Below are 11,662 nucleotides of genomic sequence, written 5' to 3' on the forward strand. Positions count from 1 at the left end.
TCCATAATCTGTGACTTTGGTTCAATTAATCGTGTATTTTATCACTATTTTTATTACCTGTGTTGCTAGTTATAAAAATAGTCAATAAATCATCAAAAAGAGAGCTGGTGACTAAAAAATTTTTCCTCACAAGATGAGATCAGGACGAGGTTTTGCTGATTTTCCGCGCTAGTGATTGAAACTAATAGATATTCGTTGATCTACCCCTAAGTATTTCTTTCAGGTATAGGCATAATTCATGGTGGCTTCGAACTGTAACTATTTGTAATAGTTATTAACTTACAAGAGTTATTAACTAACAAAAGTTATCAACGGGTCGTGGATAAGCGATCTGGCCATTATTCGTGGTTTTTATGCACATTGTCTCAGGAAGAGTAACTATGATACGCCCCTATATTAAGTACATTGTCCCGTTAGCGATTCCCTTATTGATCCTCCTTTTACCCCTCTCTGCTTTTCCTTTTGAGGGGCTGACCATTATTCAACAGCGAGTGATTGCGATTTTCCTGTTAGCGGCCTTATTGTGGGTATTTGAACCGATCCCGATTTATGCCACTTCAGTGGTGATCATTGTTTTAGAACTTCTGATGTTATCGGATAAAGGCTTGTGGCTATTTAAAAGTAACCAGCATCTTCCGGAATTTGGTGGGTTATTAAAACACAGTGACATCATGGCGACTTTTGCTAGTCCGATCATTATGTTATTTCTCGGTGGGTTTTTTTTAGCCATGGCGGCGACTAAATACCGTTTAGACGTCAACTTGGCAAGGGTATTACTCAAGCCTTTCGGTCAAAATCCTAAATTTGTGATGTTAGGTTTGATGCTGATCACCGGTATTTTCTCAATGTTTATGTCCAATACCGCAACCACCGCCATGATGCTCTCGATTTTAACGCCGGTTATCGCCGTTTTTGGCCCGAAGGATCCGGGCAGAATTGCTTTCGCCTTATCGATTCCGGTTGCCGCTAATATAGGTGGTATTGGTACACCCATTGGAACGCCGCCGAACGCAATCGCCTTAAAATATTTGGTGGGCGATAACTTAATCACGTTTGGTGAATGGATGGCTTTTGGTGTGCCTTTTGTGATCGTATTGATGGCGCTGGCTTGGGTGCTGATTGGATTTATGTATCGAGCAGAACAAAAAACCATTGAATTAAGTATTAAAGGTAAATTTCTTAAAACGCCGAAAGCGATGGTGGTTTATCTCACCTTCACACTGACCATTTTATTATGGTTAATGGGATCGACGCATGGCATGGATTCTTATACCGTGGCGTTAATTCCAGTTGCGGTGTTCTCGGTGACAGGGATCATCAATAAAGAAGATTTGAAAAAAATCTCCTGGGATGTGTTGTGGTTAGTCTCTGGTGGTATAGCACTGGGTTTAGCGCTTGATAAAACAGGATTAGCGGAATTAGTGGTTAATAGCATTCCTTTTGATCATTACTCGCCTTATGTCGTGTTATTTGGTGCGGCGTTCTTATGTTTATTGATGGCGAATTTTATGTCGCACACCGCGACAGCAAACTTATTGATGCCAATTATGGCGGCATTGGGTACCTCTATGGTATCGCTTACCCCATTGGGCGGTGAGTTAACTTTAATTCTCGTCGTTACTTTTGCAGCTTCGCTAGGGATGTCACTGCCGATCAGTACTCCGCCTAATGCTCTCGCTCATGCGACCGGTCATGTACAAAGTCATCAAATGGCACGAGTTGGCGTTATCCTTGGTATTGTTGGTGTGTTGATGAGTTTTGTGATGATTTGGTTTTTACACTTTATTGGACACATTGGTTAATTAATGATGCTGGAAAACATGGATCCGCAGATGCAGGTATTAGTTGAGCGTTATTTTACTCATGCTCAGCGCTGCATCTGTTTACCCAGTGGCTCGATAATTCTTAAGCAAAATGGCTATAACGATCGCCTCTATTACGTAAAATCGGGTGAGCTACTCGGTCAATTTAGAGAAAAAGAGGGGAAGGCGATTCCGATTTTTTCGGCCTCAGCGGGCGCCTTTATTGGTGTACACAGTTTTTTCTCTGGTCATTGGATAGCCTCTTCCACAGTGATTGCGCAAACTGATGTTGAGCTCGGTTGGATTGACCGACATACGCCAGTGATTGAGCCACAACAGTTCGGTCCGCTGAGTACCCAGTTTATGCCCGTGATTGTGGCTGAGCTTTCGCGTCGTCAACGACGCGCAATGCAAGAAGCGGTTGCCAAAGAAAAGGCGCTTGAGCGGTTACATATGGCGGAACAAATGACGACCTTAGGTCAGTTAGCCGCTGGTATTTCTCATGAATTGAACAACGCAATTGGCGTGGTAAGCAGTAAAACAGAACGGTTAGAAAGCTTATTTATCGAGTTGTTGCATGAAGTGCATCCCGAAGCCAGTCAGTTTTTTGATTTTGGTTTGCTGTATGGGCAAAAAGTGTCGTCGAGTGAAGCGCGCGAACGTGGCGCACACTTTGCGCAGCGCTATCAATTGCCGAAAAATCTCGCTCGTGAATTAGCTCGGGCAGTACCGGAGGAGACACTGTCCGCTCATTGGCTGGCCAATCCACATTTAGCGATTCGCTATTGGCAAATGGGGCGTGATTTACACGATTTACGTGTTGCCTCGAAACATGTGGTTGGGATCGTTAAATCGGTTAAACAATTAGGGCGTAGCGAGATCCATTTTGATGAGCAGTTGGATCTTAATGACACGCTAAATCGGGCGTTAGCATTATTGCAAAGTGATTTGCGTCGAGTCTCGGTGCGGATGCGTCCCGGAGTCTTACCAATCTTAAAGGGGTCGCAGACCGAATGGGTACAAGTATGGGTGAATATCATTAAAAATGCTTGTGATGCGATGCTCCAAACAGAGCATCCGGAAATCGATATCCATACTCGTTATGATAAACAACGCATTTTGATCACTATTGCTAACAATGGGCCAGAAATCGATGAAGCCACACGGCGGAGAATATTTCAGCCCAGTTTTACCACTAAAAAAGAGGGGTTGTCGTTTGGTCTTGGGTTAGGGTTGGCGATTGTTAAGCGCATTGTGACCAGTTATGGCGGAACTACGGTTGTCAAAAGCAATCATGAGAAAACGATTTTCAGGATAAAACTACCAGTCGAGGATGGATATGGAGAAGCTTAATATTATTTGTGTCGATGACCAAAGGGAAGTGCTCAGTGCGGTGTTGCAAGACTTGCAACCGTTAGCGAGTTGGTTACAGATAGAAGATTGTGAATCAGCAGATGAAGTACTGCAACTGATGGACGAATTAGACGCTGAAGGTGAGTTTATTGCTCTGATTATTTCCGATCATGTGATGCCAGGAAAAACGGGGATTGAACTACTCAGCGAGATCACACAAGATCCTCGTTTTATCGGCACGAAAAAGGTCTTACTCACTGGACAAGCGACCCACTCTGATACGATTAATGCGATAAACACCGCAGGCATCAACCGTTATTTTGATAAACCATGGAGTGCAGAAGCGTTGATCGCCTGTGTTAGACAACTAGTGACAGAATTTATTTTTGACAAAGGGTTGGATTACACGCAGTGGCATCAAGAGTTGGATCAAAACGTGGTGCTAACTCGCGTACGCTAAATTTAACCTCAACTCAGCGTGATGATTAGCTCACGCTGAGTTTGCTATTTTTGCTATTTCAGCTCGTCGGTTTGAGTCGATTTAGTGTGATCTTGACACGGTGTCTTACAATTACAGACTTTATCAATATCAACCTTTGCTAGACCGCCACAACTACCTTGAATCGGTTTTCGCCGAGCCATCACGCCAATGCTCATTAAGAGCACCATCAATAGAAAAACGCCAAAAGCGATCAAGTACACCATGTTTATGACTCCTTTTGTGTTTCGTATGGGTTAGCGGTGAATCGTAAAAATACGCTGTAACTTTTTTAACGTTGTTGGGTTGAGTTTAGTCCTTGCCTGCGAAAAATGACAACCTTGCTTTGTTTGGCAGGATTTCTGATTTTTATGAATCGAAGGACGAGCGTAAGCCAGATCAGTGATTTCCTGAAGTTCAGTAAGAGTTAGCTGAGCCAATGAGCGGCGAGCTGGATAGGCGAAGACTTTGATACCTAGCTTAAATAGCGTCGATAGCATCGCCTGACCGATATTTTTTACGATTACAGCATCGACTTTATGTTGCCGTAACAGCTCAAGCAGCGCCGCTTTTTGAGCGCAGCGTTGAGCTGGGTCATGAGGTTCAGTGATGATAACCCTGTGCTGCTCGGTCACAGAGTTAATCAATAAAAATTCGGATGCTTTGGAAAAATGGGGACTGAGTTTTTGACCTTGGCTGGGAATGGCATAGATCATATCAATATTCCTATTGTGGTGAGAGAAGAGTGAGAAGTGAATATTGTGCGCTAGTAATTGGCATATGCCAATTATTTTTTGTATTTTCCCTGTTTGCTGCTCTAAGAAATCGTGGGTTCATCTTTAAGTATGACGCATTGATTGTCGACAATGTTTCATTGGGATAAATCGACAATGCGACGTAACAATCAATAACAGTTAACTTTCCCTTAAAATAAGAGGTTTTTATTCGATTTTTGGATTGTTATTGCGATGTTTTTTGTGCGACATTAGTCTAAATTGTTGCCGATTTCCTTGATTGTCGACAATTGGTTGTTTATGGTAAGCGGTATCAGCAAGTTGAGGTTGTTCGTATTAACCACCCATAAGCTTGATGAGCTCAGCGTAATGACTTATGCAAGGTAGAAGAGCCAAGTGAATAAACACGCAGATAACGAAAAAGAACATACTAAATCGGAAAGTTTAACTGAGTTTTTGATAGAGGCGATTGTTTCTGGCGACATTGCTCCTGGAAGTAAAATCTCTGAGCCTGAGTTAGCTAAACATTTTCAGGTCAGTCGAGGGCCTTTACGTGAAGCGCTGATGCGGATTGAAGGCTTAGGTTTAATCGAGCGTATTCCTCATGTTGGGGCCAGAGTGATTAAGCTTTGTCAAGAAAAGCTGGTGGATCTGTACAGCGTAAGAGAAGCGTTGGAAGGAATGGCGGCTCGTTTAGCGGCGCGTCATATTACCGAAGACGAATTGTCTAGCTTAGAGCAACTACTTATCACGCATTCTCGTCATATCGAACAAGTCGATGGGGCGGGCTATTTTCATCAATACGGTGATTTTGACTTTCACTATCGAATCATTCAAGCCAGTCGTAACCCACAATTGATTCGGTTGCTGTGCAATGAGCTTTACCATTTGCTGCGTATGTATCGATATCAATCGCCTCGTTCTCATTCTCGACCGATTGCCGCCCTTGAAGAGCATAAATTTATTCTGCAGGCGATACGTCACCGTGATGAAGAGTTGGCGGAGATGTTGATGCGTAGACATATTGCTTACAGCAGGCGTTTAATTGAACAGCAAATTCAGCTCGACAGCCATACTAAGGAGTGTTTATGAGCATCAGTCCGGGAGCTAAATTTAAGCTTGCCCTTCACCAGCAGCAACCTTTGCCCATTGTCGGTACGATTAATGCGTATTGCGCGATGATGGCTAAACAGATCGGCCATCAGGCCATTTATCTATCCGGCGCAGGCGTCGCCAATGCATCCTATGGATTGCCGGATCTTGGCATCACCGCATTAAATGACGTACTGATCGATGTTGAGCGGATCACGAATGCTTGTGATTTACCCTTATTGGTGGATATTGATGCCGGATTTGGCGGCGCGTTTTCGATTGCTCGGACGATCAAGCTAATGGAAAAAGCAGGGGCGGCGGCGGTTCATTTGGAAGATCAAGTGGCTCAAAAACGTTGTGGTCATCGTCCAAATAAAGCCATTGTTAGCCAACAGGAGATGGTTGACCGACTCAAAGCTGCGGTCGATGCTCGTCACGATGATGATTTTGTGATCATGGCGCGTACTGATGCACTGGCCAACGAGGGGATGGACAAAGCCATTGAAAGAGCGATTGCTTATGTTGAGGCGGGGGCCGATATGTTGTTTCCCGAAGCGATGACGCAATTGGATCAATATCAACAGCTTGCTTTGGCATTACAATCGGCAACCGGAAAAAACGTACCGATTCTTGCCAATATGACCGAGTTCGGGCAAACCCCACTGTATAGCAAAGCGCAATTGGCGGCAGTTAACGTTGCCATGGCCTTGTATCCTCTCAGTGCGTTTCGTGCCATGAACCACGCTGCAGAAACCGTTTACCGCCACCTATTGGACAATGAGCATCAACAGGCGTTATTAGACGGGATGCAAACCCGTCAGGAGCTTTACCACTATCTCGATTATCACGCCTATGAGCAAACGCTGGATACGCTATTTTCAAAAGGCAAATCTTAAGCTTTTCTACGCTGGAATGATAAGCACAATGAGGTGGTTTATCGCGACAAGAGGATTGTCGCTTTAACCTCCAACCTTGAATCAACCAAACTTAATGCGAAAAGGAGTTCATCATTATGTCTTGTCCCTCATCCGCAGGCGCGGGATTACGTGGTCAAAGTGCTGGCAGCACGGCACTGTGTACGGTGGGTAAAACCGGTACTGGTTTGACCTACCGCGGTTATGACATTACCGATTTAGCCAACCATGCTCAATTTGAAGAAGTGGCTCACTTATTATTGATTGGGCACTTACCGACTCAGCGTGAGTTAGACAACTTTAAAGCGCGTTTGATGGATTTACGAAGTTTACCTCCCGCGCTCACCGAGGTCTTAGAGCGGATCCCCGCGACAGCTCATCCGATGGATGTCTTACGCACTGGCTGCTCGATGTTGGGTAATATCGAACCAGAGCAAGAGTTTGCTCAGCAGTTAGCCAGCGCCGAGCGAATGTTAGCTCTCTTTCCTGCCATCATGGCTTATTGGTATCGTTTCAGTCATCACGGAGTCAGGGTTGATACTCAGCAATACGATGAAGATTCTATCGGTGGCTATTTTTTGGCAATGCTCAGCGATCAAGCGCCGAGTGAGTTGTTTAAACAAGTTATGCATTGTTCCCTAATTTTATACGCTGAGCATGAGTTTAATGCGTCAACCTTTACCGCTCGCGTGTGCGCGTCCACCTTGTCTGATCTGCATTCTTGTATCACGGCCGCGATTGGTTCATTGCGTGGACCACTACACGGTGGAGCCAATGAAGCGGCAATGGCGATGATAGAGCCGTGGACGACGGCAGAGCAAGCCGAGCAACATCTGCTGCGGATGTTGGCGGAGAAGCAGACCATCATGGGCTTTGGGCATGCGATTTACCGTGAATGCGATCCACGTAATGCTTTGATCAAGCAGTGGGCTAAGCGCTTATCCGAGCAGGTGGGCGATAGCCATCTTTATGCGGTTTCTGAACGAGTGGAAGCTGTGATGCAGCGCGAGAAAAATTTATTTTGTAATGCCGATTTTTTCCACGCTTCGGCCTATCACTTTATGGGAATTCCAACCAAACTCTTTACCCCAATTTTTGTGCTGAGCCGTTTAACGGGTTGGGCTGCACATGTGTTTGAGCAGCGGGCTAATAATCGGATTATTCGTCCAAGCGCAGACTATATTGGGCCCGAGCCTCAAGACTGGGTTCCTATAGACCAGCGTGGCTAATCGTGACGTTGTCACTCGCTGTAATGGATTATTGAGGATCAAAGAAAGAGAATGAAGAGTCGTTTTAGACAAACCTTACCCGGAACCGAGATAGATTACTTTGACGCTCGCGCAGCGATTAACGCCATCAAGCCTGATGCGTATCAGAGGCTGCCTTATACCTCGCGGATACTGGCCGAAAATCTGGTGCGCTGTTGTCCTGGTGAGCAACTTACGTCAGCATTAACACAGTTGATTGAGCGTAAGCAAGATCGGGATTTTCCTTGGTATCCTGCGCGTGTAGTGTGCCATGATATTTTAGGTCAAACCGCTTTGGTTGATTTAGCCGGACTACGTGATGCGATTGCTGAGCAAGGCGGCGATCCAGCGCAAGTCAACCCCATCGTCGAAACGCAATTGATTGTTGACCATTCGTTAGCGGTCGAGCACGCTGGTTTTGACGCCGATGCTTTAGTAAAAAATCGTGCGATTGAAGACCGACGCAATGAAGACCGTTTTCATTTCATTGAATGGTGCAAACACGCGTTTAAAAATGTCAGCGTGATCCCCGCTGGCAATGGCATTATGCATCAAATCAATTTAGAAAAAATGTCGCCAGTCATCCAACAGAAGCAAGGCGTTGCCTTCCCTGATACTTGTGTGGGGACCGATAGCCATACTCCTCATATTAATGCTCTTGGGGTTATTGCCATTGGTGTTGGCGGCTTAGAAGCGGAAACCGTCATGCTCGGCCGACCATCGATGATGCGTTTACCGGATATTGTCGGGGTAAAGCTTATCGGCCAGCGCCAAGCTGGAATCACCGCGACCGATATTGTATTAGCATTAACCGAGTTTTTGCGTACGCAGCGAGTGGTCTCAGCTTATTTAGAATTTTTTGGTGAAGGAGCCCATCAACTGACGATTGGCGATCGCGCCACCATCGCCAACATGACGCCAGAATATGGTGCTAGCGCGGGTTTGTTCTATATCGATCAGCAAACGCTACGTTATCTTCAGCTCACGGGCCGCGAACCAGATCAAATCGCGTTAGTTGAGCAATACGCTAAACAGACTGGCTTATGGGCTGATGAGTTACTCGAGGTGCAGTATGAAAGAGTCTTAACCTTTGATCTCTCTCAAGTCGAACGCACCATGGCTGGGCCTTCTCAACCCCATCGCTGTTTACCTACCTCACAATTGGCTGAGCGCGGTATCGCCCATACGCTAAGACAAGAGAGTACTCAATTCGGCTTACCTGATGGGGCGGTGATCATCGCAGCGATCACCTCATGCACCAATACCAGTAATCCGCGCAATTTGGTCGCGGCGGGATTACTTGCTAAAAAAGCCAATCAGCGTGGCTTGATACGTCAGCCTTGGGTGAAAAGCTCCTTTGCGCCCGGCTCTAAAGTCGCCAAACTGTACTTAGAAGAAGCCAACTTATTAACCGAACTTGAAACGCTAGGATTTGGGATTGTTGGCTACGCTTGTACAACCTGTAATGGAATGAGCGGTGCGTTGGATCCGGCCATTGAGCGAGAAATTCTTGCCCGTGATCTCTATACCACTGCAGTCTTATCTGGTAATCGTAACTTTGATGGGCGGATTCATCCTCATGCCAAACACGCTTTTTTAGCGTCACCACCGCTGGTCGTCGCCTACGCGATTGCAGGCAGCATTCGCTTTGATATTGAGCGAGAAGCGCTTGGTGTGGACAGTCAGGGCAACCCGATTTACTTAGCGGATATCTGGCCGAGTGATGAAGAGATTGATGCCGTGGTCGAGAGCTGCGTTAAGCCGCAGCAATTTCAGCACGTGTATATTCAAATGTTTCAGCTACAGGATTCGACTCAGCCAACGTCCCCGCTTTATGATTGGCGTCCTCACAGTACTTACATTCGACGCCCTCCTTATTGGCAAGGTGCGCTGGCTGGCAAGCCGAGTTTAACTGCCATGCGTCCGTTAGCGATTTTAGGTGACAATGTCACAACCGATCACCTTTCTCCCTCGAATGCGATTTTAGCGAATAGTGCAGCCGGAGAGTATTTAGCCAGCATGGGCGTTCCCGAAGCGGACTTTAACTCTTATGCGACTCATCGCGGCGATCATTTAACGGCCCAACGCGCCACACTTGCTAACCCCAAACTATTGAATGAAATGGTCAAAGAGAACGGCGAAGTGATACAAGGCTCGCTAGCGCGGATTGAGCCAGAAGGGCGAGTCACTCGACTATGGGAAGCAATAGAAACCTATCTAGAACGTAAACAACCGTTAATCATTATTGCTGGTGCCGATTATGGCCAAGGCTCATCTCGTGATTGGGCGGCGAAAGGGGTACGTTTAGCTGGCGTTGAGGCGATTGTTGCCGAAGGCTTTGAGCGCATTCATCGCACCAATTTAGTTGGTATGGGAGTATTGCCGCTGCAATTTATGACAGGGATGAACCGTTTAACCCTTGATTTAGACGGCAGCGAGTTATTTGATGTCCGCGGAGTGATCCAGCCAAATGCGAGACTCACGTTGACCATCACTCGCCGAGATCAGTCTTCTTTCTCTGTTTCAGTGATTTGCCGCCTTGAAACCGAAGATGAACTCGACGTTTATCAAGCGGGTGGGGTATTACCTCGTTTTGCCGAACAGTTTTTAACTAAAGAGAAGCCGTTATGAGTAATGTTCATTCTATAGTTTCTAGTACCTCAGACAGTTCCGTCGGTTCAGTGCGGCAAATAAAAATTCCCGCCACCTATTTAAGAGGTGGCACCAGTAACGGCGTGTTTTTTAAGCTCTCCGATCTCCCTCTTGATGCCCAATTATCTGGCGAGTATCGCGATAGACTGCTATTGAGAGTGATGGGTAGTCCTGATGCCTATGGCAAGCAGATCGATGGTATGGGAGGGGGAAGTTCGAGTACCAGTAAAGTTGCGCTGATTTCGAAAAGTCAGCAAGCGGATCACGATATCGATTATCTGTTTGGCCAAGTCGCTATCGACCAACCGCAGATTGATTGGAGTGGTAATTGCGGTAACCTTTCTGCGGCAGTCGGTCCTTTTGCGATAGAGGCGGGGTTGATTGACCCTGCTCGTATCCCTGAACAGGGTGTGGTGGCGGTAAAAGTATGGCAAACCAACATTCAAAAAACGCTGATCATTCATGTACCCATCGTCAACGGTCAAGTTCAAGAAATCGGTGATTTTCAGCTTGATGGCGTCGCGTTTCCTGCGCCTGAAATTCAGGTTGAGTTTATAGATCCTGCTGAGGGGCAAGGCGCGATATTTCCGACGGGGAATCTACGTGACTGCTTATCCATCCCCGGTCTTGGTGATATTGAGGTGACGTTGATTAATGCAGGGATTGCGACCATTTTTCTTGATGCTCACCGACTGGGTTATCAAGGCGATGAAGGCCAAGAGGCGGTCAATACCGATCTTGAAATGCTCGCTAAGTTAGAAATGATCCGTGCGCATGGCGCGTTAAAAATGGGCTTGATTGAGCATTTAGAACAAGCTAAAGCGCGTCAACATACGCCTAAAATTGCTTTTGTCGCGCCATCGAAAGCCTACCTCACCGCTAGCGGAAAACAGATTGAGAGTGCTGAAGTTGATCTCCTTGTACGTGCAATGTCAATGGGGAAATTACACCATGCGATGATGGGAACCGCTGCCGTTGCGATTGCCGCAGCGGCGTGCGTTCCCGGCACGGTCGTCAATCAAGCCGCGGGAGGCGGTCAACGAAGTCAAGTTACTTTGGGGCATCCTTCTGGCCTATTAACGGTCGGCGCTACGATTGAGTTGACCGTTATTGAAGAAGACACACCACCTATTTGGCGGATCACTAAAGCGGTGATGAGTCGCAGTGCTCGGATATTAATGGAAGGCTCGGTGAGAGTTCCAGCGCCATAATCATTTTTTGGAGATAGCGTTCAGCTATCTCCATGGCCACACTAAGTGCAACAATTGATTTGATTGTCAAAAGGAGCGGTTGAGCAAAGATAAGTCGAATGACTCATTGAGCATTAACTGCAACTGAATGTCCTTTGGCGCTGAAATTTTATATTTGCTATATATCTCTCGTCTTGTTT

10 protein-coding genes are annotated in these 11,662 nt (G+C 46.3%); 8 read left to right on the forward strand and 2 right to left on the reverse strand.

Features of this window, described 5'->3' with window-relative positions; all coding sequences use genetic code 11:
• The first annotated feature begins 383 nt into the window (after positions 1 to 383).
• The 3 genes from CAG60_RS15640 to CAG60_RS15650 are packed head-to-tail and all read left to right on the forward strand — an operon-like array spanning position 384 to position 3,615.
• Positions 384 to 1,802, forward strand: a complete 1,419-nt coding sequence (locus CAG60_RS15640; protein WP_170905962.1) for an SLC13 family permease — start codon at positions 384 to 386, stop codon at positions 1,800 to 1,802.
• 30 nt (positions 1,803 to 1,832) lie between these two features.
• Positions 1,833 to 3,155: an ATP-binding protein gene (locus CAG60_RS15645; protein WP_110166987.1), complete on the forward strand. Its 1,323-nt coding sequence runs from the start codon at positions 1,833 to 1,835 to the stop codon at positions 3,153 to 3,155.
• Entirely contained in the window at positions 3,142 to 3,615 is a 474-nt protein-coding gene (locus tag CAG60_RS15650) for a response regulator (RefSeq protein WP_004395326.1), read from the forward strand. Before CAG60_RS15645 ends, CAG60_RS15650 begins: the two co-directional genes overlap by 14 nt.
• A gap of 53 nt (positions 3,616 to 3,668) precedes the next feature.
• Here the strand turns inward: CAG60_RS15650 and nqrM are convergent, their stop codons facing one another.
• Entirely contained in the window at positions 3,669 to 3,860 is a 192-nt protein-coding gene (nqrM, locus tag CAG60_RS15655) for a (Na+)-NQR maturation NqrM (RefSeq protein ID WP_161425768.1), read from the reverse strand.
• Positions 3,861 to 3,890: 30 nt separating this feature from the next.
• Complete coding sequence (locus CAG60_RS15660; protein ID WP_154168274.1) at positions 3,891 to 4,349, reverse strand: NifB/NifX family molybdenum-iron cluster-binding protein; 459 nt, start codon at positions 4,347 to 4,349, stop codon at positions 3,891 to 3,893.
• A gap of 414 nt (positions 4,350 to 4,763) precedes the next feature.
• Here CAG60_RS15660 and CAG60_RS15665 point away from each other — a divergent pair, with 414 nt between their 5' ends.
• The 5 genes from CAG60_RS15665 (at position 4,764) to prpF (ending at position 11,483) form a co-directional block, all read left to right on the forward strand.
• Positions 4,764 to 5,459, forward strand: coding sequence for an FCD domain-containing protein (locus CAG60_RS15665; RefSeq protein ID WP_161439379.1), 696 nt, complete (start codon positions 4,764 to 4,766; stop codon positions 5,457 to 5,459).
• Positions 5,456 to 6,355 (forward strand): methylisocitrate lyase, encoded by a 900-nt coding sequence (prpB, locus tag CAG60_RS15670; protein ID WP_161439380.1) that lies wholly within the window; start codon positions 5,456 to 5,458, stop codon positions 6,353 to 6,355. The genes CAG60_RS15665 and prpB overlap by 4 nt, the downstream gene beginning before the upstream one ends.
• 116 nt (positions 6,356 to 6,471) lie before the next feature.
• On the forward strand, positions 6,472 to 7,602 hold the full coding sequence (gene prpC / locus CAG60_RS15675; RefSeq protein ID WP_154168268.1) for a bifunctional 2-methylcitrate synthase/citrate synthase: 1,131 nt from the start codon (positions 6,472 to 6,474) through the stop codon (positions 7,600 to 7,602).
• Between the two features lie 51 nt (positions 7,603 to 7,653).
• Positions 7,654 to 10,251, forward strand: a complete 2,598-nt coding sequence (gene acnD, locus CAG60_RS15680; RefSeq protein ID WP_161439381.1) for a Fe/S-dependent 2-methylisocitrate dehydratase AcnD — start codon at positions 7,654 to 7,656, stop codon at positions 10,249 to 10,251.
• A 50-nt stretch (positions 10,252 to 10,301) separates the two neighbouring features.
• Entirely contained in the window at positions 10,302 to 11,483 is a 1,182-nt protein-coding gene (gene prpF, locus CAG60_RS15685; protein ID WP_337247131.1) for a 2-methylaconitate cis-trans isomerase PrpF, read from the forward strand.
• The last annotated feature ends 179 nt before the right edge of the window (positions 11,484 to 11,662 follow it).

The sequence above is a fragment of the Vibrio sp. V33_P6A3T137 genome, assembly GCF_009904835.1.
GTDB lineage: Bacteria > Pseudomonadota > Gammaproteobacteria > Enterobacterales > Vibrionaceae > Vibrio > Vibrio metschnikovii.

Coding starts and splice junctions, on each gene's coding strand:
- CAG60_RS15645 (WP_110166987.1), top strand. CDS start 1,833: ATGCAGGTATTAGTTGAGCGTTATTTTACTCATGCTCAGCGCTGCATC.
- CAG60_RS15650 (WP_004395326.1), top strand. CDS start 3,142: ATGGAGAAGCTTAATATTATTTGTGTCGATGACCAAAGGGAAGTGCTC.
- nqrM (WP_161425768.1), bottom strand. CDS start 3,860: ATGGTGTACTTGATCGCTTTTGGCGTTTTTCTATTGATGGTGCTCTTA.
- CAG60_RS15660 (WP_154168274.1), bottom strand. CDS start 4,349: ATGATCTATGCCATTCCCAGCCAAGGTCAAAAACTCAGTCCCCATTTT.
- prpB (WP_161439380.1), top strand. CDS start 5,456: ATGAGCATCAGTCCGGGAGCTAAATTTAAGCTTGCCCTTCACCAGCAG.
- prpC (WP_154168268.1), top strand. CDS start 6,472: ATGTCTTGTCCCTCATCCGCAGGCGCGGGATTACGTGGTCAAAGTGCT.
- acnD (WP_161439381.1), top strand. CDS start 7,654: ATGAAGAGTCGTTTTAGACAAACCTTACCCGGAACCGAGATAGATTAC.